Consider the following 22488-nt stretch of genomic DNA (forward strand, 5'->3'; position numbering starts at 1 on the left):
TTGCGTTTTAAATGATAATGATTGCTAATAACGCAAAATGCAAGATCTTTTAGATTGCATCTAAATATATCTTAGATACACTTTAGATATATCAATTTAGAGAGATACCATGCGACACGAACACGGCGGACGCCGACAGCGCTTCTTTGGCCACGGCGAGCTGCGGCTGGTCATTCTGGAACTTCTGACCCGCAGCGCGAGCCACGGCTATGAGCTGATCAAAGAGATTGAGAACCTGACGCAGGGGAACTACACCCCGAGCCCCGGCGTGATCTATCCCACCCTGGATTTTCTACAGGATCAGGCCTTTATCACCATCACCGAAGAGGAAAATGGCCGCAGGAAGATCGCGATCACCGTTGCCGGGCAGCGCTGGCTCGATGAGAATCAGGAACAGATGGAGAGCATTCACGCGCGAATCAGCGCGCGCTGCGTCGGGTTCCAGCTGCGCAAAAACCCGCAGATGAAGCGGGCTTTGGACAACTTCAAAGCGGTGCTGGACCTTAAGGTCAATCAGGGAGAGCTCAGCGACGCGCAGCTTAAGCAGATCGTGGGCGTTATCGACCGCGCGGCGCTGGAGATCTCCCAGCTGGATTAGGCCAGCGCGCGTTCGCCCACGCGGAACACGTTGACCAACGCCTTGAGGTGCATCGCCTGATCGTTAAGCGATGCCGCCGCCGCGACGGACTCCTCCACCAGCGCGGAGTTCTGCTGAGTAGTCGAGTCAATCAGGCCAATCGCGCTGTTAATTTGCGATATCCCTTCCGTCTGCTCGTGGCTGGCCTGGCGGATCTCGCGAAGTATCACGTCCATCTCCTCCACGTTGCCGACCATGCCGTTGATTAAGCCGCTGGCTTTCTCCACCAGGTTCATCCCGTCCTGCGTCTGGCTGGTCGAGCTCTCAATCAGCTGGCGGATTTCGCTGGCGGACGACGCGCTCTTCTGCGCCAGCTGGCGCACTTCTCCGGCCACTACGGCAAAGCCCCGGCCATGCTCCCCGGCGCGTGCCGCTTCTACCGCCGCGTTCAGCGCCAGAATATTGGTCTGGAAGGCAATGGCGTCGATCAGGTCGATAATGTCGGACATCCGGTTAGACGTATCGTTGATCAGGCGCATTTTGCTGGTCACCTGCTTCATCATCTCGCCGTTGTTTTTCACGGCGGCCGCCGCGTCGGCGGAAAGAAGCGTTGCTTCGCCGGTGTGGGAAGCGGTGTTTTTCACCGTTGCGGTAATCTGCTCCATCGACGCCGCCGTTTGCTCTACCGAGCTGGCCTGCTCCTCGGTGCGCGCGGCGAGATCCTGGTTGCCCGCCACAATCTGGGCGGCCGCGCTGGAAATGTTCTCCGAGCCGGTCTGCACCTGCTGTACGATCTCCAGCAGGCGCGTTTTCATCTCCATCAGCGCGTGCAGCAGCAGGCCGGTTTCATCCTTGCCGTGCGGCGTGATGCTGGCCGTTAAATCACCGTCCGCGATGGCTTCGGCAAAATGCACCGCCTCGCCCAGCGGACGGGTGATGGAACGCACGATGTACCAGCCCATCAGGCTGCCCGCCGCCACGCTGAAGAGCGTAATGAGGATCAGCAGCATGCGGTTGGATTTGAAATCGCCGTCGACCTGCGCGCCCGCGCTTTGCATCTCGCCGTTTTGAATCGCAATCAGCTCCTGCACTTTCGCCTTGTAGGCCTGCTGGAGGCCCAGCGTGGTGGTGGTCATTTCCTCAACGGCAGCGGCGCGGTCGTTGCGCTGAACCGCCTGCAAAATTCGGTAGCGGGAGTCGAGATACTGCTGGCGCACGCCGCGGATATCCGCCAGGACCTGCTGAGACTGCTTATCCTGCAAGGCGTTATTGAGATCGCCCAGGATCAGCGTGATATGCTCGCTGATCTCTTTTAGCCGCTGCTCTGACCGCGCGGTAGAGGTTCCCCGCTCGTCCAGCAGCATCAGCTGTTGGGTGCTCACAAACTCCTGAAAGTTTTCGATCAGCTGGTTCGCTTTCACCGTTGTCGGATAATCGCGGGTAAGGATGGTTTGCATTCCGTCGTTCGCCCGGTTGAGGCTCATCAGAGACAGGCTTGCGCTCAGCACCATCAGAACAATAAAGAACCCAAACGCCAGAAATAATTTCGTGCCGATCCTTACGTCATGTATGAACATATATACTCCATCGATGTGATTATTTCTCAGACGATCATCGTTATCGGTAACGAATTCGCTAACTTTATGACTTTGATCGTTTTTTTCTGTAACACCAATGATTGAGCGTTGAGGAAGGAATAAAAAAACCGGCGTTTTTTTAGTCATTTAATATTTATTTAACATGGTGGCTTATTCAGAAAAACAAAAAGCCGTTTACCCTCAAATGGAATAAACGGCTGTGTAAATCCAAAAATAACTTAATGCAGCACGGTCACGGCGTCCTCAAGACGCCCCGCGCGGTGCTTCACCATGGCGGAGATCTGCGCGCTCTCTTCCACCAGATCGGCGTTTTTCTGCGTAATGCTGTCCAGCTCGGCGACGGCCCGCGTCAGCTCGGACAGCCCCGTCGCCTGCTCGGAGGTGGCATGGCTTATCTGGGCGATAAGCTGCGTGACGTTTTTCACCTGCTCGACAATGTCGTCCATCGTGCGGCCCGCGGCGTGAACCTGCTCAGAGCCGGACTGCACCTTGCTGGCACTGGCGTCGATCAGCCTGCGAATGTCGTTGGCGGCATTTGCGCTGCGGCTGGCAAGATGGCGCACTTCACCGGCGACCACGGCAAAGCCTTTGCCCTGCTCGCCCGCCCGGGCCGCCTCCACCGCCGCGTTCAGCGCCAGGATGTTGGTCTGGAAGGCAATGTCGTTGATAAGCTTGGTAATAGAGCCAATCTGCTGCGTGCTGTCGGCAATGTCGTCCATCGTTTTGACCACGGTGTGCATCGCATTTCCACCCTCGGTCGCCGCGCTGCTGGCGGCCACGGAGAGCTTATCCACCTCGGCGGCAGTGGCCGAATTGCTTTGTACCGAGGCCGCCATCTGGTTCATCGTTGCCACCGTCTGCTGCACGTTGCTGACGGTCTGGCGGGTGCGATCGTTAAGATCCTCATTCCCCTGCGCCAGCCTGTCGCTGCCGTCGCGCACGCTCACCACCTGGCTTGAGACGTCATTGATCAGCCAGCGGCACATCAGCCCGAGCTGCCCGATCGCGCGGAGCGTTAGCCCCAGCTCGTCGCTGCGGTTCAGATGCTGCACGCTGTTACGCTCGCCCGTTGCCACCTTCAGCGCCTGGCGCGCCACGTTTTCCACCGGGCGAACAATCTGCTGCTCGAAGATAAGCGTGCCCGCCAGCACCGCAACCGCGCTCGCCGCCAGCGCCGCCCAGCCCGCCGAGGTGGCCAGCAGCGCGGCGGCCAGCAGCAGGAAGAGAACCGCCATCACGCCGCGAACGCGCCAGCGCAGCGGCATGGCGGGCAGCTTGCCGAGCCAGCTTTTGCCCACCACCAGCCCTTTGTGGATGCGCTTTTTGCAGCGACCTTCATTCAGCGCCTTGTAGAGCGGCTCTACGGCGGCAACCTCTTCTGCCGTCGCTCTGGTGCGAATCGACATGTATCCCGTCATCTGGCCGTTGCGCACCATCGGCACCGCGTTCGCGCGCACCCAGTAGTGGTCGCCATTCTTGCGGCGGTTTTTGACGATCCCGCTCCAGGGCTCGCCCTGCTGCAGCGTGTACCACATGTCGGCAAACGCGGCTTTGGGCATGTCGGGGTGGCGTACCATATTGTGCGGCTGGCCAAGCAGCTCCTGGAGCGAGTAGCCGCTTACTTGCACAAAGGTGTCGTTGGTGTGGGTCATGTAGCTGTGGAGATCGGTGGTCGACATTAAGGTGGTGTCAGCGTCCAGAGGATATTCGTTCTGTGTGACCCAGGATGAAGAGGACATGCGGGCATTCCTTGCAGGTTATTTGAATGTTAATTTTGTGGTTTATTGTTTTTTCGGCGATAACGAATTTATCTTTAGTTGTTAAACACGATAGAGATCGCAAATTTCAGTTAAACCGCACTTTTTGCACGCCTTTTTAATTAATTGATTTTATATACTTTCATCCTGAAACTACTCACAAAGCATTATTCACCGCTGCCCGCTTAAGCGGCAGGCCCTGCACCACGCGGGGGCAAGCCCGCGTACTCCCTATAACGCTGCGGCGTTTTCTTCTGGCCCGTTACGCCGTTTCGGCCAGCCCGGCATGATTAAATTTTGTGCAACATTATATTCCCCTGGCGTTTATCCCGATTTTTGTTAAGGGCGCTGAGGTGGCGTAATCCCTGCAATACTTAAATCAGTATCATGTGATACGCGATCCCCGGGAGCATATTTTGAACAGGTTACCTTCCAGCGCCTCGGCTCTTGCCTGTACCGCGCACGCACTGAATCTCATCGAGAAGCGAACGCTTGACCATGAGGAGATGAAACAACTTAACCGAGAGGTGATCGACTACTTTAAAGAGCATGTGAACCCGGGTTTTCTGGAGTATCGCAAATCTGTTACCGCCGGCGGGGATTACGGAGCCGTAGAGTGGCAAGCGGGGAGCCTGAATACGCTTGTCGACACCCAGGGACAGGAGTTTATTGATTGCCTGGGTGGTTTTGGCATTTTCAACGTGGGGCACCGTAATCCAGCTGTGGTTTCCGCCGTACAGAATCAACTTGCGAAACAACCTCTCCATAGCCAGGAGCTGCTCGACCCGCTTCGCGCCATGCTCGCGAAAACGCTGGCGGCCTTAACGCCCGGCAAGCTGAAGTACAGCTTCTTTAGCAACAGCGGCACGGAGTCGGTCGAGGCGGCGATCAAGCTCGCCAAAGCGTACCAGTCGCCGCGCGGCAAATTCACCTTTATTGCCACCAGCGGCGCGTTCCACGGGAAATCGCTGGGCGCGCTGTCGGCAACCGCCAAATCCACCTTCCGCAAGCCGTTTATGCCGCTGCTGCCGGGCTTCCGCCACGTGCCGTTTGGCAATATTGACGCCATGCGCACCGCGCTCAGCGAATGCCGTAAAACCGGTGACGACGTGGCGGCGGTGATCCTGGAGCCGATTCAGGGCGAAGGCGGCGTGATCCTGCCTCCGCAGGGCTACCTGCCCGCCGTGCGCCAGCTGTGCGATGAGTTTGGCGCGCTGCTGATTCTGGACGAAGTGCAAACCGGGATGGGCCGCACCGGCAGGATGTTCGCCTGCGAGCATGAGAACGTGCAGCCGGATATTCTCTGCCTGGCGAAAGCGCTCGGCGGCGGCGTAATGCCGATCGGCGCGACGGTGGCGACGGAAGAGGTGTTCTCGGTGCTGTTCGACAACCCGTTCCTGCACACCACCACCTTCGGCGGAAACCCGCTGGCCTGCGCGGCGGCGCTGGCGACCATCAACGTGCTGCTGGAGCAAAACCTGCCCGCGCAGGCGGAGCAGAAAGGCGACATGCTGCTCGACGGCTTCCGCCAGCTCGGTCGGGAATATCCCGATCTGGTGCAGGAGGCGCGCGGCAAAGGGATGCTGATGGCGATCGAGTTTGTCGATAACGAAATCGGCTACACCTTCGCGAGCGAGATGTTCCGCCAGCGTGTGCTGGTGGCCGGAACGCTCAACAACTCAAAAACCATCCGCATCGAACCGCCGCTGACGCTGACGATCGAGCAGTGTGAGCAGGTGCTGAAGGCAGCGCGTAAGGCGCTGGCGGCGCTGCGGATAAGCGTGGAAGAGGCGTGATATTCCTCCCCCTTCTTATGAAGGGGGATTTTCTCCCGTGAAGCCATTCTCAAGATCTCTGCTATAAAACCAAAACGCTAAATGGGGTATCTCAAGAAAAATATTGGGAGAAAATTGACTTTTCGACCGCCAGGTAAAATTTACATACAAATAGACACAATACCGCCGCCCCCCCGAAATAGCATTTATTGCTTAAGAATATTCCAGGTTATAACAACATGAAAAATATGACTTAACTTAATGGAAAATAAGTAAATTCCTGGTAAAAACCCCATACCTACGTATGAATAATTTTACACCCCTGTATTCAAATCGTTACTCAATGAATTGCGTGTGAACTTGAGGTTTTATAATATGAGTTGAATGAAATTCTTACCGATGCATAATTGCGGCTCTTTTTGGACCTCGGACCAAAATGCCAGTCATTGATTATTGCTTGCAGGAACATTTATGAATTCCACATTCGACATCACTGGCAACGGATTGCATGCGTATCGTTTTTCTCAGGATACAAAACCGCTAAAGGCCATTGAGACACTTTTTGCTCATCTCAAACCAGTAAGTTCGCCGTTCTCTCTTGAGGCAGAAAAAGTATTTAACCTAAGTCCTAAAAGAGACAATAGCGGGATTATTCTTCTCGATGATGGGATCTGTTCCATCTGCCATGAAGAAAATGATTTACACATATATTCTTTCTTTGCAAAAAGCATAATTGGATTTATCGACGGGTATAGCCTTTACTATGACGTTCCCGCACGGCCACAGCATAAGCTGTGTGCCGAAACGGATTGCACTGGCTATTTCGTTAAGGTGGATGATTTTGTCAAGGTAGCAGATGAATATGATCTTTGGCATGACGTCGCCCGCGTTCTGGCCCATCGACTGATGGTCATGAGCGCACGAGAAAACGAGCTGGTCGGCGTAGACTCTTATCGAAAGGTTCGCTCACTCTTAATTGAGCTGTGGGCTTATCCAGAAGAGTACCGACGAAAAATCAATGTCCAGAACTTTATTCAACGCCGAACGATGATGTCGCGAAGCCGAACGCTAAAAATACTGTCCGAACTACGCAAGGGTGACTTCATTAGCATTGACAATGGAAAGTTGACCTCAATTAAGAAGCTGCCAGAAGCGTATTAATCGCTATATATCTCTGGGTTATCCCAAGCATATAATATTATATCTTACTAAAATTTCATTCGGTCCTTTTCAGGACCGTTTTGCCGTGCGCGTAATTTAAACTCGAAAAACACATCAAATTCCCGGGTCCTTTGTAGGACCTTATTTTTGCTTCAAATCAAAAAAAACGTCAGTAACAATATGTCTTGAGTTGATAAGGACATCCTCATATCCGAACGTATTTAATGGATAAGAGACAAACGACGGAATAATCCAAATAAACTAAAAGCACTTCGAGTTTAATTATGAAAAAAACAGTAATGGTTAAAAGTTTAGCAGTAGCGGTTCTCATGGCAGCAGGCATCGCTTCTGCATCAGCAGCAACGAGCGGCGCAACGTCTTCCACCGTACAGGGCGGCACCGTTGAGTTCAAAGGTTCTGTTGTTGACGCAGCCTGCGCAGTGTCTTCCGATTCCGTAAACCAGGTGGTAACCCTGGGCCAGGTGCGCCTTGCCCAGCTGACCGGTAAAGATGCCGTTGCTAATCAGAAAACGCCTTTCGCGATTACGCTGGCTGATTGTGATTCTACTGTTTCTAAGCAGGCTTCAATTACGTTTGACGGTACTGCTGCAGCGGGTGAACCCGGCGTGCTGGACAACACCGCTGGCGCAGGCTCCGCGTCTGGCGTGGGTATTCAGATTTATGACAAAGACGGTTCCACACTGGATCTTGGCACCCCGTCTCAGGCCGTTAACCTCATTGATGGTAACAACAGCCTGAACTTCTCTGCGGACTATATCCAGACTGCAGATACCGCTACCGCGGGTAGCGTGGACACCACCGCCACGTTCAACATTACTTACCAGTAATTCCCGTCAGGATGAAACCTCTGCCAGGGAGGGCAGCTTTACGTTCACAGGGGGAAGAAATGATTAAAAATAGCGTTGCCATCGGATTACTCGGTCTTGCGATCGTTCCTTCGCTGGCGTTTGCGGAGTCTCACGTCACCGTAAAGGGGGGAGATGTTGAATTTCGCGGTGCGGTGGTGAATGCCGCCTGCGTGGTCGATGTAGGAAGTGAGGATCTTACCGTCCAGATGGGGGAAATTCGCACCGATGAATTTCACGGTCTCGGCAGCTGGACCGATCCTCAGGCATTTACTCTGGAACTCAAAGACTGTGATTCTACCGTCAGCCAGGACGTTGGCGTAACGTTCCGGGGACAAACGGATAAAAAAGACCCCGGCGTTTTGGCCGTTATTGATGGCGCACAAAGTGCTCAGGGCGTTGGGCTTGGTCTTTTTGACGGTCAGGGGAATCAAATTATTCCCAATGAACGCCCTCTCACCTTTACGTCGATCCAGGATGGCACAACAACGCTGCATTTTACCGCGCGCTATCGCGCGACCTCAAATGAGGTTATCGCCGGTGATGCAAATACAGAAACCTGGTTCACTTTGACCTATTTATAAATTCAACGCCCTCGGTGGCAATAATTAGCAAGGCTCATCATGTCCGTCATTTCTTCTCTACGCTCCTCTCTGGCCATTTTACTGATGGTTAGCACAGGATTTTTCACATTCACTGCAAATGCTGCGGAGCCCGGCGGCGTATCGTTGGGTACAACCCGGGTTATTTACCCTGAGGGAAATACTCAGGCGTCACTGGCAATCAATAATACCGATCCTAACGCCGTTTTTTTGATTCAGGCGTGGATGGAGAATGCGCAACAAGCCAAAAGCAGTGATTTTGTTTTAACGCCACCGCTCTTTGTTATCCAGCCAAAGAAAGAAAATACGCTGCGAATTATGTATGTAGGGCCGAATACCCTGCCAGCCGATCGCGAAACGCTGTACTGGGTTAACGTTAAAGCCATTCCGTCAGTCAGCAAAGATACGAACAATAAAAATACGCTGCAAATTGCGATCCTGAGCCGCATAAAGCTTTTTATGCGCCCGAAAAATTTATCCATGTCTTCTGTTGAAGCACCATCGCATTTGCAATTCCACAAAAGTGGAAACACGCTAACCATTACTAACCCAACGCCATATTACCTGACGCTGGTGCAATTCCACGCGGGTATTGCCAACCTGCCAACCACCATGGTGGCACCGATGTCCAAAGCGGATGTGAAACTCCCGGCGAATGCACAGGGGGATATTAATTTCCAGACCGTAAATGATTACGGCGCCAATACGCCTACGCAGAAGGCACATTTGAGCTAATTAAATCAAGGTGGGTCAGCAAGGATATGACAATTAGAATGCGCACTGTCTCTTGTGCCATCATGCAGGTGTTATTCTCACGACGTAGAAAGCAGCGCTTTATCCTGCCGGCGTCATTTGCACTCCTGCCGCTGGTTGCCCATGCAGATAATTACTTTAATCCGGCATTTTTATCTGACGATCCCAGCGCCGTGGCTGATTTATCGCATTTCGAAAAAGGCGGTAATCAGGCGCCGGGTAACTATCACGTTGATATTTACCTTAACGATCAATTTGTCGCTACCGAAGACGTTAAATTCAATGCGGCCCCAAAAGGGGAAAAAGTCGATTCAGGTCTGGTGCCCTGCTTCACTCGGGCACGCCTGCAGGCAATGGGTATCAACACTGACGCATTTCCTCAAATGGCAAAACTGGCGCCGGAACAGTGCGTGCCCTTTGAATCCATACCGGACGGTAAGACAGAGTTCGATTTTGAACAGCTGCGGCTGAACGTCAGCGTCCCCCAGGCGGCATTGAAGCAGAGCGCGCGCGGGTATATTCCACCGGAAAATTGGGATCAGGGCATTAACGCGCTGCTGGTTAACTATGACTTTTCCGGCAGCAACAGCGGCGGTGACGGCAACAGCGAAGACAACTATTTTCTTAACCTGCAGAGCGGTCTTAACCTCGGCGCGTGGCGGCTGCGCGACTATTCAACCTGGAACTATACCAGCAGCGATGACGAGTCCGAAAACAAGTGGGAGCACATTAGCACCTATGTTGAGCGCACCATTGCGCCGCTCAAGGCCGAACTGACGGTAGGGGAAAGCTATACGCCATCGGACATTTTCGACAGCCTGAGCTTCCGCGGGGTGCAAATCGCCTCTGATGACAACATGCTGCCCGACAGCCTGAAAGGGTTTGCGCCAACGGTACGCGGAATTGCGAAAAGCAATGCCAAAGTCACCATCAAGCAGAACGGCTATGTCATCTATCAGACCTACGTTTCGCCGGGCGCATTTGCCATTAACGACCTCTTTCCGACCTCATCGAGCGGCGACCTCATTGTCACGGTGAAGGAGAGCGACGGCAGTGAAAATAGCTTTACGGTTCCCTATTCAGCCGTTCCCTTGCTACAGCGCGAAGGCAGGCTGAAGTACGACTTCACCGCGGGAAAATACCGCAGCAACAACGATGAACAGAACGATGACAGCTTCGTTCAGGGCACCGCGCTGCTGGGCATGGCGCACGGCATTACGGCCTACGGCGGTACCCAGTTCACTAATGACTATCGCGCGTTCGCGCTCGGCCTTGGGCTGAATATGGGCGACATCGGCGCCATTTCGATGGATGTCACCCAGGCGAACAGCACGCTGGTTGACGGCAGCCAGCACGACGGTCAATCGCTGCGCTTCCTCTACGCAAAAGCGCTTAACGAGGTGGGGACCAACTTCCAGCTGCTGGGCTATCGCTACTCAACCGAAGGGTTTTATACCCTCGATGAAACAACCTACAAACACATGAGCGGCTATACCGGCAGCGATGACTGGAAGGACGACGATCATGACGGAAAACAAGACGCTCCGGACTGGAACGACTTCTACAACCTGTACTACAGCAAAAAGGGCAAAATTCAGCTTAACGTGTCCCAGCAGATCGGGGAGTTAGGATCGATCTTCGTCACGGGCCAGGAGCAGAGCTACTGGCATACGGATGAAAAAGATCGTCTGCTCCAGCTGGGTTACAACGGGAGCTGGCACGATATCTCCTACAGCCTGACCTGGAACTACAGCAGATCGCCGGATGAAGACGAAGCGGATCAGATTTACGCCTTTAACATTTCGCTGCCGATCGGCAAATGGCTGTCCAGCCATGGTAGCGAAGCCCCATCCGTTACAACGAATACGGCCAACGCCACCTACAGCATGAATACCGACCAGCACGGCAAAATGACGCAAAGCACCGGTATCAATGGCACGCTGCTGGCGGATAACAACCTGAGCTACAACGTGCAGGAAGGGTACGGCAACCACGGCGAGGGGGATAATGGAAATGCCAGCGTTAACTACCAGGGTACCTACGGCAACCTGAAGGCCGGTTACAACCACAGCGACGGCTACCATCAGGTCAACTACGGCATGAGCGGCGGCGTGGTGGTACATCGCAACGGCGTAACGCTGAGCCAGCCGCTGGGCGACACGAACATTCTGGTGAAAGCGCCAGGTGCGGCAGGCGTAGCGCTTGAAAACGCGACGGGTATCAAAACTGACTGGCGCGGCTATGCGGTCATCCCGTATGCCACCACCTATCGTCAGAACCGCGTGGCGCTGGACACCAATACCCTGGGGCAAAACGTTGATATTGACGACACGGTGGCCAACGTGGTGCCTACGCAAGGGGCGATGGTGCGGGCGGAATTTAACGCGCACGTCGGCATTCGCGCGCTCATGACGTTATTGCATAACGGGAAACCGGTGCCTTTCGGTGCCGTAGTGAGCCAGGACGCGGGAAACAGCACGATCGTCGGCGATGACGGGCAAACGTATCTTGCCGGTTTGCCGTTGGCTGGGCGGCTGAACGTGCAGTGGGGCAACGGCCCGAATCAACGCTGCCAGGTAAATTACCAATTACCGGAAAGTGCAACAAAGCAGCCGATAAATAAGATAGGTGAAAGGTGTCAGTAATGAAGACATGGTTAAAATTCAGTTTGATTTTGCTTTGCACAGGTTTTTTGTGGGGTAAATCGACCCACGCCATGGCGGCTACTTGCAAAATGGATAAGGCTGATCCGCTCGCTCTCGTAGAACAAAATTATACCTTCTCCTCAAACAGCAATGGCACATCCAGCAAAGAGCGTCCAATGAGCACGTCATTCTGGCCAGGCAATGCGGATACTAACTACATTTGCACCACCCCCCCACAGGCCATGTGGTTGTGCGGTACGGACACCACGCTCGTTGCAGGAAGCACGTCATCGCAGCTTGCGCCGGGCATTAGTGGAAACGCCTATGTGTCAAACGGCGCAAGCACAAGCGGAGACTATGGTGGGTGTTATGGCACCACCTTCTCTTCAGCCGCGGTGACCAAGGGTCCCATGCCCAGTGCATTGTGGCAGTGGCATTATGTCGGGGTACGTCTCAACATCACCGACTCCAGCGTGGCGAGGAACATCACGCTCAATTCCAAGCGGGTGGGGTATATCTATTTAGCGGATCAAAACATGTCCGGCAAGGCTCTTTCCGGAGGTCAGGAGATAACGGACGTAAACGTTTCAGGCACTGTCACCATTCCGGCCTCGTGCAAGCTCGCCTCCAATTCGGTGGTGGTGCTGCCCGACACCTATGCGGTTGATTTTGGCAAAGCGGGCGCTGGCGGTGAGGTCGGTACGGGGACGAAACAAACGATGACCATCAGCTGCCTTGGCGGAAGCGATGAAGCCAGCATCGACCTGCACGTCACCTCCAGTAAAACCTCCGGCACCGATATCGTGACGTCGAACCCGGACATCGGCGTACGCGTTCTGAACCCCCGCGGCGAAACGATTTCAGCCAATAACGGTGAATATACCGCCTCGCAATACCAGGGGGCCTCACATATTGATTTCACCTACGTCCCCGTTGCGCTAACCGGAAAGAACCCGGAAGCCGGTGATTACTCCGCGATCGAAACCATCACCGTGACCCAACCTTAAGGCAGGAAAGAGATATGAAACGCGTCGTTTTATTACTGCTGCCGCTCTGCCTGTTAAGCGGCACATCGCGAGCGGACACGCAGATTGGTACCTGGAATATGACCATTAACGGTACGGTACTGCCCTCTTCCTGCGACGTGGACGCGGACAGTCAAAACCAAACGGTTCAGTTGGGCAAAATTTCCTCGTCGGTATTTAGCAGCGTTGGCGCAACCAGCCCCAACACTCCGGTGAGCATAAAGCTCACCGGCTGCACAAACGCTACGGGCGTGAAGGTCACGTTTAGCGGTAATGCGGATGCCGATAATCCGCAGCTGCTCGCCTTGTCCGATACCGGCGGCGGCGGAACGTTGGCCACGGGCGTGGGCGTGGAAGTGATGAACAGCGATAACACCGCCATCCCACTCAACAGCCCTTCGCCACAGTTCACCCTGAAAGATGGCGATAACACGCTCTCCTTCCTGCTGCACTACAAGGCAACAAAAATGCCGGTGACTGGCGGCAGCGCGACCGCCGTTGTTTACTTCGACATGAGCTATCAATAATGATCAAAGTTACTCTTAGCCTGCTTTTGCTAAGCTGGACGCTGTCGGCTGCGGCCCACGACGGCACCATTAACATCGACGGCAGCATCGAAGAACCCGGCTGCACCGTTAGCTCCGATTCGGTCAACCAGACGATTTCACTCGGGGATATCGCCTCAAGCCAGCTGAGCCAGCCGGGAGAAACCTCGCAGCCGATAATGTTTAAAATCAGCTTCGAAGATTGCACCAGCGTCACGAAAACCCTGTCGCTGCGCTTTAATGGCACCAGCGATAGCACCAATCCCGATCTGGTGGCAATTGACAGCGATCCTGGCGCAGCCTCCGGCATCGCAATTGCGATTAAAGACAGTACTTCCTCGCTGCTGCCGATTAATACCAATACGGTAGCTTACTCGCTTCCCTATAGCTATGGCTCGCTGACCTACTATGCGCAGTACATGGCAACGAAAGATAGCGTTACGGCAGGGACGGCAAACGCAACGGTAACGTTTAGCATGACGTATGAGTAATCCATTAATCATGCGTATCGTTACGTTCTGTTTATTAGTGCTTTATAGCGCGTGGGCTCAGGCGGGCATTGTCATAGGCGGAACGCGGTTTGTTTTTCACGGCAGTGAAGACACGCTGTCGCTCCACGTGCGTAACACCTCCTCGTTGCCCTATCTGATTCAGACAAAAATCATGCCTTCAGAGGCTCAGCCGATGGAGAGTGATAGCGCTTTTATGCCGACCCCGCCGCTTTTTGTCCTGAATGCGGGCCGGGAAAATGCGGTGCGAATTGTCAATATCAGTGAACGCTTGCCTCAGGACAGGGAGAGCCTGTTCTGGCTGGTGATTGCCGGTATACCCGCCGCCTCGAAAAGCGGGAACACGAATACCGTTCAGTTTGCGGTGCGTAATCGCATGAAGCTGTTTTATCGCCCGGCGGGCTTATCGGACGCCGCTGCCAAAAAAGCCCCTTCGCGGCTGCAGTGGGCCCGCAGCGGCGCAGCGGTACAGATAAACAACCCAACCCCTTATTACGTCACGCTGGTCAACGTGACGGTTAATGGCCATTCGATTGAGGACGCAACCATGCTCGCCCCGTTTGCCACGGAATCGCGGCCCTGGTGTGACGCATCTCGCTGTGAGATCAGATGGCAGGCGCTCAACGACCTGGGCGTGGCGCAACCTGCTCGCCGTGTTGAACCGGGCGAGCAGCCCCGGAAAGGTTCGCCGCGATGACCCACAGGCTATCGACCACAAAAGCCTCGCGCTGGGCGGTGGGGATGCTGACCTTAATCCTCCTCGGCCTTACGCATGTCGCCCTCAGTAATACCGGCGGTAGCGGCGCAGACCTGCCGGAACCGCTGCTGGTCTGGTGCGGCATCACCGCCACGATCGCGGGCTGCGCCTGGGCCATGGCTCGTCAGACGATCGCGCTCTCCTTTAGCGCCCGCCTTATGCTTGCGGCTGCGATCCTGCTGACGCTCCCGCTGTTCTGGAGCCCTTCGCCGGACTGGCAGCGTGACGCCCTTCCCCGCCTGGCGGGGCTTTGGGCGGGCATGACGCTCTATATATTGTTGCTGAACTGCCATTTCAGCGCCAGACAGCGCCAGTACGTCCTTTGGCTCATCGCCGCGGCGGCCACGCTGCAAACGGTCTATTCGCTGGCCGGGCTTTGGGCGCCGTTCCTGCTTCCGGAAGCGGGGCGCACGGCGGCGATGCTGAGCCCGCACATCGGCATCGGTGTTTTTCAGCAGCGCAACGTTACCGCCTCATTTATCGCCACGGGTGCTGCGGTATTGCTCTGGCTTGCTGCAGATAGTCGTTTTACGCTGATGCACGAAGCGCGGGAAAAAAGGCGACGGATAGCGATCTTTACCGCGATCGTCCTTCTGTTTATGACGCTGACGCTGCTTGAGTCGCGAACGGGCTGGCTGGCGGGGCTGGTCATCTGGGGAATGTTTTCCGGCATTTTTTTCCGCACCGAAGAGGCGGCTTCCGGTTTGGGAAGATGGACGGTACGCTGCGCGCCAGCGCTGGGCATCGCGGTTGGCTTAGGCCTAATGAACGGCACCATTACCCGCGCGCTGCAGGACCATTCGGACAGCACCCTTGACCGGGTATTTATTTTGCAACAAACCTGGCAGATGATCGCCCTGCATCCCTTTTCAGGCTGGGGCTACGGCGGCTTCCCATGGTCTTTTGCGCATTTCATTGCCGATCGCGCGCAGCCTTTATATCTGGAAATGAACGAGCTGACGCATCCCCATAACGAACTGCTGTTCTGGTGGGTTGAAGGCGGGATAGTTGCGCTGGCGGGCATACTGCTGCTGCTCGCAGCGGGCGTCATGCTCTTTTTACGCCGCCCCACCCGGCATAAGCTGGCGCTGCTCGGCTGCCTGCTGCCTGTTCTTCTCCACATGCAGCTGGAATATCCGCTCTATCAGTCGCCCGCGCACTGGCTGGTGGTGATTATTTTGCTGAGCTTTGCCGACAGGCTGGATGCGCATGAACGCCCTCATCCTGACATGTTCAGACGTTCATCCTTACGGCTTCTTCCCTGCGCCCTCACCGTACTGGCCCTCTGCGGCACAGGGCTTGTGGGCTTCACATTCTGGCAAAACCAGGTCCTGATCCACTTTCAGCAATCGCCACAGCAGTACGCCAGCCGGGTGCTGCGACTGTACGATACGAGGATTGGCAGCGAGCGCTTGCTCAAGGATCGGGCGCTTAGCTGGATTGTGCGCTATCAGGCCAGCGGCAATCCCGACGATCTGCAACGGTTCTGCCGCCTCGGCAGACGCTGGATCGCCACCTGGTCCGATCCGGATATCTATCACAACCTGATTAACGTAGAGCAGTTTTTGGGTAACGGAACCTACGCGCGCCAGCTTCGCAGCGAGGCGCAGCGCCTTTATCCTGAAGATCCTCGCTTTAGCTGAAAGCGTCTGGCGGCACAGGATGCCGCCGGGCCGTTAGCCGACAGCCGCCCCACAACGCTGCGCTTACTGCGCGGGTCCTGAATAGCCCTTTCATGATGGCCGCCAAATCTCTTCAGAAATTCGGCCACCCGCTGGGTTTTGCGCATTTCATTACCGCGCGCACACGGCCATGATATTCGGGAAAGAGCAAGCTGACGCCCCCGTATTTTAGAGGGGGCCTCACGTTCCTATTTTCGTCATAATCGTTCTTTTCTCACCTATTTTCCCTCACCGCATTCTTTGAAATGCGTCGGTATTTCAGAAGCAGAACGTAAGAATACATTTCTTTAATTTTAAATATTAGCGATATATCCTGCTCTTTCTCTTGATAAGAAGCGCTAACAGATGAATACCTGATTTACTTAACAAAAAATGTTATGTGCGGAAACAGACCATAACATTCACGTCGCGTATATATCAGGCCAATTAAAGAGATATTTACCTTAAAATCCTTCGCAATTCACTTGATTACAATCACCATTTTTATAAATTAGAGCTACATGTTTATTTTAGTAAACATAACGTCTAACGCTAGCCTAATTCATTGCCACACTCACACCTCACCACTAGAATAGCGCCGCTGAATCGTTATTTAATATTGCGTCATGAATTCCATTCATTAACGGTTCCTCTCTTTAAAATAAAGGCGCACGTAATAATATTTATTTTTGACAACATAGTGTTCTACTAAAAGGATTTGTATGAAAAAGCACATTATAGCAATGGTAATATCGTCCCTGATGGCAGGCGGCATGGCAATAAACGCTCAGGCCGAAACGACAACGGTTAACGGCGGTACAGTTGATTTCCTGGGTCAGGTTGTGAATGCGGCCTGTTCTGTATCCGCGGATTCCGTTGACCAGACCGTTATTCTGAGCCAGGTTCGTACCGTGAAGCTGACGACTGCTGGCATGCTGGCAAACCAGAAAGAAGATTTCCAGATTAAACTGGAAGATTGCGATGCCACCGTAAGCCAGAACGCCGCCGTAATCTTTAACGCGCAGCAGGAAGAAACTCAGCCTGGCGCGATGGCAAACACCGCAGGTGCAGGGGCTGCATTAAACGTTGCGCTGCAGCTGTTTGGGCCAGACGGAAAAGCGCTGAATCTGGGGACGACCTCCTCCGCCGTTAAGCTGATTAATGGTGAGAACATCATTCCACTGAGCGTTGACTACATCTCTACGGGTGCAGCAACTCCGGGCAATGTTGCCTCCACCGCAACGTTCCAGATGGTTTATTCCTAATCCAGATGTTTATAGCCCTTTAAGTAGGGCTATTTTCACTGCAATAAACGTTAGTAACGTCATTAATGTTTCAGGTAAGAGACCTAATCATGAATAAAATTATCAGAATAACCAGCACACTCTTATTTGTGTCATCAATGATTACAAATGCGTATGCAGGCGGCATTGCGCTGGGCGCCACGCGAATTATTTATCCACAGGGCGACAAGCAAATATCCCTGCCGATCATTAACTCCTCAACGACAACGGCGTTTTTGATTCAGTCATGGATAGCGAATGCCGATCAGACAAAATCTTCCGATTTTATTCTGACGCCCCCCCTGTTTGCCATGCATCCCAAAAAAGAGAATACACTGCGTATAATGTATATCGGCCCAGATTTGCCTAAAGACCGTGAAAGCGTATTTTATTTGAACAGCAAAGCGATACCTTCGGTTGATAAGAACAAATTGCAGGGTAATACGTTGCAAATTGCGACGCAGAGCGTCATCAAGTTATTCATTCGCCCAAAAAAATTGCCAACACCGTCCATCGATGCGCCTAAAACGCTTCGCTGCCAGGTTGCAAATGGAAAAGTTACCCTCACCAACCCCTCGCCGTACTACGTGTCTCTCGTCAAGTTTAAGGTCGGCGCAACGCTGCTACAAAACAATATGGTTTCTCCCAAAAATAGCCTCACGGTTGACGTACCGGGTAGTGCCGGTGGGCAAGTCAGTTTCCAGACGGTGAATGATTTCGGCGCGACAACGCCGGTTCAGTCATGCCCTGCCGCTTAAGGACATCCATATTCATTTATTGAAACGCAGGCATAAGGGACAATGCACCGTAATCACAGTGAACGTATCATTGAAGGGAGGCTATCGTTAGCACCGCTCGCGATAGCCGTATCGAGCATGTTTGCATCCTATGATGCACGTGCAGACTATTACTTTAACCCTGCGTTTCTCTCCAGCGACCCCTCCGCGGTTGCCGATTTGTCACGCTTCAACGTTGCTGGACAAGCTCCCGGTAGCTATCGCGTCGATGTATGGCTGAACGACACCTTCCAGTCAACGCGAGACATCACCTTTAATGCACGCCAAAAAGAGGCCCCGGAAAATGATGATACCGGCCTTATCGCCTGCCTGACCTTAAAATCACTGGATGATTTAGGGGTCAATATTGAAGGTATACCGGCGTTAAAAGGGGTCGACCCCAATCGCTGCATTGATATTTCAGCCACAATTCCTGCCGCTACCGCGCGTTTTAACTTTGAGCAACAGCGGCTGGACATTAGCGTTCCTCAGGCCGCCATTCGAAGTAATGCGAAGGGCTATATCCCACCTGAACAATGGGATAGCGGCATCAACGCGCTGTTTTTAAACTATAACTTTAGCGGATCAAACAGCCGCACTCAGGCCAATAATAGTGCGAGTACCAGGAACTATTTCCTCAACCTGAACAGCGGGTTGAACGTGGGGCCCTGGCGCCTGCGTGACTACTCAACCTGGAATTACACCCATTCTGGTTCTGATAGCTATCGTGAATGGCAGCACATCTCAACCTACGCGCAGCGGGCCATTATTCCGCTGAAGAGCCAGCTGACGGTTGGCGAAAACTACACCCCGTCGGATGTTTTTGACAGCCTCTCGTTCAAAGGGATTCAGCTTAATTCTGATGACAATATGCTGCCTGACAGCATGAAAGGTTTCGCACCAACCATCCGCGGTATCGCTCGCTCCAACGCGCAGGTCACCATCAAGCAGAACGACTATACGATCTATCAGAGCTATGTTCCGCCCGGCGCATTTGCTATTAACGACCTGTTCCCAACGTCATCGAGCGGTGACTTAACGGTCGAGGTTAAAGAGGCGGATGGCAGCGTTAACGCCTACTCCGTCCCCTATTCTGCCGTGCCGGTGTTACAGCGTGAAGGCCGGATAAAATACGCCGCCACTGTCGCTAAGTATCGCAGTAACAGCAGCCAGCAAAACGAGCCGAACTTCGCCCAGGGAACCCTCATCTGGGGGCTTCCGAAGGGTTTTACGGCGTATTCAGGCGCTCAACTGTCGTCAAACTACTCCGCCTTCGCCCTGGGTGGCGGGGTGAATATGGGAAACGTTGGCGCAATTTCACTGGATTTGACCCATGCAAGGAGTCAGCTTTCGGATGACTCGACCCACTCCGGCCAGTCGATACGCTTTTTATATGCAAAATCGCTGAACGCACTGGGCACTAACTTCCAGCTGCTGGGCTATCGTTATTCAACATCAGGTTTCTATACCCTGGATGAAACGACCTATAAGCAGATGCAGGGTTACGACACTGATAACGATACTGAATATAACGATGATGGCCCCCCCATCTGGACTCAGTATTACAACCTTTACTACACCAAACGCGGCAAGCTGCAGTTCAACATTTCCCAGCAGTTTGCGGAATATGGTTCTATTTTCCTGGCGGGGAGTCAGCAGACGTACTGGCATACCGACAAGAAAAGCTCGTTGATGCAATTGGGCTATAGCGGAACCGCCTCTGGCGTGACGTACAACCTGAGCTACAACTACAGCAAATCCCCGGGGATGAGTGGTAGCGATAATATCTACTCCCTCACGCTCTCCCTGCCGCTGAGTTTATGGATGCATCCGGGCGGCGATGTCACTAAACGCCTCAACAGCATGTACGCCACCGCGGGGATGAGCACCGATAACCACGGCAAGACGTCAAATACGGCCGGGTTAAGCGGTACGCTGCTTGAAGACAATAACCTGAGCTACTCCATTCAGCAGGGTTATCAAAATCAGGGCAGCGGGGCCAATGGCTCGCTGAATACCGAATACGACAGCGCCTACGGTAACGTTAATGCCGGGTACAACTACAGCAATAACGGTGACTATCAGCAGGTTAACTACGGTCTTGACGGCGGCATTGTCGTCCACCGTGATGGCGTAACGTTAAGCCAGCCGCTGGGCGAAACGAACGTCCTTATTGCCGCGCCGGGTGCCGGTAATATTAAAGTCGAGGAAGGTCAGGGCATTCACACCGATGCCCGGGGCTACGCCGTCGTGCCTTATGCAACAGCGTACCGTCGTAACCGACTGGCGCTCGATACCAACACGCTGGGTGACGATATAGACATTGATGAATCTGTCGCCCACGTTGTGCCAACGCAGGGCGCGCTGGTACGTGCAACCTTCAAGGCCCGCCAGGGCGCACGCGTGCTCTTTACGTTAACGCATAACGGCAAACCTGTACCGTTTGGCGCCATCCTCGCGCGTGAGGATGACGGCGGCGATACCATCGTGGGTGAAAACGGTGAAGCCTATTTATCCGGATTGGATCCTGCTGGCCACCTCCACGTTCAATGGGGTGAAGGCGAGCAAAATCAGTGTGACGCGAGCTACCAGATCCCCGAAACAAAACAAGCGCTGGTGCGTCTTAAAGCGGAGTGCAAATAAGTGAATTTACGTATTGCTGTATTATTAGCTGCATTATTAGCAGCTTCCAGCGCCCTGGCGGGCGTATGCCACAATGTCACTGATGCCATCTCGATCGTTAACTATGACTTAACCACCACGCTGACCAAAGAACAGAACCAGCTGGGGCAGGCTGTAGAATTGAACAAAAGTCAGGATGTTGGAATTGAGGCAATATGCCCTGATGAAGATCTTACCAATACTGACAGCCGTACCTACCGTTCGTACAGAACCGTATTTCCTGTCGTTTTGACCGAAGGACAATGGAAATATCTCATACTTGATCCCGATTATATTATGGGAGCCATGAGCATTACCGACTCGGACATCGGGGTTTTCTACCCGCCGGGAGATTACATCCATATGGGGCGTAACATTGCCGTTGAAAGAGGGAGACAGTTTAACATTTATGATTCAAATTTGATTTTTAGATTAAAGATAATTAAGCCATTTATTGGGACTATTGCTATTCCTTTACGGACCATGTTTGATGTCTATGTCACAACGAACAATCAAGACCCGCTCAGTACAATCGTCTACCAAATTACCTATAGCGGCACCGTTACGGTACCGCAAAACTGTACGATAAACGGTGGGCAGACCATCATGGTCGATTTGGGAAAATTCAACAGCGGAGCGTTCACCACCGCGGGTCAAAAGCCTTACAACGTGCGGGAAAAAACGTTCAATGTCCCTATCGAATGTAACGCCGACGTTCTTTCACCTGCACATCTGACATTACGTATGCAGGCCACGGCCAGTAGCGCTATTCCAGATGCTATTTCAACAACCAACAGCGATGTGGGAATTATCATTACCGATCCGGCAGGCACCATTCTAAAACCGAATGATATTTCCAGCAGCACGGATTTTATGACGGATACATCAGGCAAGGCGGATGTCACGTTAAAAGCGTATCCGATCAGCACGACGGGCAAACAGCCGCAGGAAGGCATTTTTACTGCGCTGGCCTGCTTACGCGTGGACTTTGCTTAAATGAATGCATTACTGAAAATACTCATCCTGACGATGCTAACAGGCTGCGCCTTTGCTGATACCGGCGTCGTTTATAACCTGCAGTTCACTGGCACGATTATTAATGAATCCTGCGAAGTTGAGACTGCCAGCGAGGAGCAAAGCGTCAATTTGGGTGAATTCACCACCAGCGAATTCAGGTCAGCTGGTGCTACAACGCCGTCCGTTCCGTTTTATATCGAACTAAAAAATTGTTCACAGTTAATTAAAGGTACCAAGGTTTGGTTTAACGGAATAAGCGATTCGGATAATCCATCGCTGCTGGCGCTGAGCAATACGGGCAAAGGTCAGGAAGGAACTCTGGCGACGGGGCTGGGCATTGAGATTTTGGATGTCGATCAGAAAACGATCGCGATTAACAATACCGACTCGCTGATTTACCCACTCGTACCGGGAACCAATAAGCTCACGTTTAACCTACGTTATAAATCTACAAAACAGGCCGTCACGCACGGTGATGCCACGGCCGTCATGTATTTTGACCTTCTGTACCAATAAGAGC

19 protein-coding genes are annotated in these 22488 nt (G+C 53.3%); 17 read left to right on the forward strand and 2 right to left on the reverse strand.

Annotated features, from left to right (window positions below):
• The first annotated feature begins 109 nt into the window (after positions 1–109).
• Complete coding sequence (locus DBY73_RS08880; RefSeq protein WP_112010805.1) at positions 110–598, forward strand: PadR family transcriptional regulator; 489 nt, start codon at positions 110–112, stop codon at positions 596–598.
• Here the strand turns inward: DBY73_RS08880 and DBY73_RS08885 are convergent.
• Positions 595–2154 (reverse strand): methyl-accepting chemotaxis protein, encoded by a 1560-nt coding sequence (locus DBY73_RS08885; protein WP_112010806.1) that lies wholly within the window; start codon positions 2152–2154, stop codon positions 595–597. The two genes, DBY73_RS08880 and DBY73_RS08885, sit on opposite strands and share 4 nt — an antisense overlap.
• 239 nt (positions 2155–2393) lie before the next feature.
• On the reverse strand, positions 2394–3914 hold the full coding sequence (locus DBY73_RS08890; RefSeq protein ID WP_112010807.1) for a PAS domain-containing methyl-accepting chemotaxis protein: 1521 nt from the start codon (positions 3912–3914) through the stop codon (positions 2394–2396).
• 434 nt (positions 3915–4348) lie between these two features.
• Here DBY73_RS08890 and ygjG point away from each other — a divergent pair, with 434 nt between their 5' ends.
• The 16 genes from ygjG (at position 4349) to DBY73_RS08970 (ending at position 22484) form a co-directional block, all read left to right on the forward strand.
• Positions 4349–5728, forward strand: a complete 1380-nt coding sequence (gene ygjG, locus DBY73_RS08895) for a putrescine aminotransferase (RefSeq protein ID WP_181573218.1) — start codon at positions 4349–4351, stop codon at positions 5726–5728.
• A gap of 450 nt (positions 5729–6178) precedes the next feature.
• Complete coding sequence (locus DBY73_RS08900) at positions 6179–6868, forward strand: winged helix-turn-helix transcriptional regulator (protein ID WP_112010809.1); 690 nt, start codon at positions 6179–6181, stop codon at positions 6866–6868.
• A 284-nt stretch (positions 6869–7152) separates the two neighbouring features.
• Positions 7153–7716 carry a fimbrial protein gene (locus tag DBY73_RS08905; protein WP_112010810.1) on the forward strand — a complete coding sequence of 188 codons (564 nt, stop codon included), beginning with the start codon at positions 7153–7155 and terminating at the stop codon, positions 7714–7716.
• Positions 7717–7775: 59 nt separating this feature from the next.
• Complete coding sequence (locus tag DBY73_RS08910; RefSeq protein WP_112010811.1) at positions 7776–8318, forward strand: fimbrial protein; 543 nt, start codon at positions 7776–7778, stop codon at positions 8316–8318.
• Positions 8319–8357: 39 nt separating this feature from the next.
• A complete protein-coding gene (locus tag DBY73_RS08915; RefSeq protein WP_112010812.1) occupies positions 8358–9071 on the forward strand; it encodes a fimbria/pilus periplasmic chaperone in 714 nt (237 codons plus the stop codon).
• Positions 9072–9097: 26 nt separating this feature from the next.
• Positions 9098–11734 (forward strand): fimbrial biogenesis usher protein, encoded by a 2637-nt coding sequence (locus DBY73_RS08920; protein WP_112010813.1) that lies wholly within the window; start codon positions 9098–9100, stop codon positions 11732–11734.
• Positions 11734–12741 carry a fimbrial protein gene (locus DBY73_RS08925; protein WP_112010814.1) on the forward strand — a complete coding sequence of 336 codons (1008 nt, stop codon included), beginning with the start codon at positions 11734–11736 and terminating at the stop codon, positions 12739–12741. The genes DBY73_RS08920 and DBY73_RS08925 overlap by 1 nt, the downstream gene beginning before the upstream one ends.
• Positions 12742–12755: 14 nt before the next feature.
• On the forward strand, positions 12756–13286 hold the full coding sequence (locus tag DBY73_RS08930; RefSeq protein WP_112010815.1) for a fimbrial protein: 531 nt from the start codon (positions 12756–12758) through the stop codon (positions 13284–13286).
• Complete coding sequence (locus DBY73_RS08935) at positions 13286–13795, forward strand: fimbrial protein (protein ID WP_112010816.1); 510 nt, start codon at positions 13286–13288, stop codon at positions 13793–13795. Before DBY73_RS08930 ends, DBY73_RS08935 begins: the two co-directional genes overlap by 1 nt.
• A complete protein-coding gene (locus DBY73_RS08940; RefSeq protein WP_112010817.1) occupies positions 13788–14510 on the forward strand; it encodes a molecular chaperone in 723 nt (240 codons plus the stop codon). The genes DBY73_RS08935 and DBY73_RS08940 overlap by 8 nt, the downstream gene beginning before the upstream one ends.
• The gene (locus DBY73_RS08945; RefSeq protein WP_181573219.1) at positions 14507–16213 is read left to right on the forward strand and encodes an O-antigen ligase family protein; all 1707 of its coding nucleotides are present in this window, start codon (positions 14507–14509) and stop codon (positions 16211–16213) included. Before DBY73_RS08940 ends, DBY73_RS08945 begins: the two co-directional genes overlap by 4 nt.
• A 740-nt stretch (positions 16214–16953) precedes the next feature.
• The gene (locus DBY73_RS08950; protein ID WP_112010818.1) at positions 16954–17496 is read left to right on the forward strand and encodes a fimbrial protein BcfA; all 543 of its coding nucleotides are present in this window, start codon (positions 16954–16956) and stop codon (positions 17494–17496) included.
• An 89-nt stretch (positions 17497–17585) separates the two neighbouring features.
• Positions 17586–18272, forward strand: coding sequence for a fimbria/pilus periplasmic chaperone (locus tag DBY73_RS08955; RefSeq protein ID WP_112010819.1), 687 nt, complete (start codon positions 17586–17588; stop codon positions 18270–18272).
• A gap of 42 nt (positions 18273–18314) precedes the next feature.
• A complete protein-coding gene (locus DBY73_RS08960) occupies positions 18315–20933 on the forward strand; it encodes a fimbrial biogenesis usher protein (RefSeq protein WP_112010820.1) in 2619 nt (872 codons plus the stop codon).
• The gene (locus tag DBY73_RS08965; RefSeq protein WP_112010821.1) at positions 20934–21947 is read left to right on the forward strand and encodes a fimbrial protein; all 1014 of its coding nucleotides are present in this window, start codon (positions 20934–20936) and stop codon (positions 21945–21947) included.
• A complete protein-coding gene (locus tag DBY73_RS08970) occupies positions 21948–22484 on the forward strand; it encodes a fimbrial protein (RefSeq protein ID WP_112010822.1) in 537 nt (178 codons plus the stop codon).
• The last annotated feature ends 4 nt before the right edge of the window (positions 22485–22488 follow it).

This window comes from Enterobacter sp. RIT418 (assembly GCF_003057745.1).
Lineage (GTDB): Bacteria > Pseudomonadota > Gammaproteobacteria > Enterobacterales > Enterobacteriaceae > Enterobacter.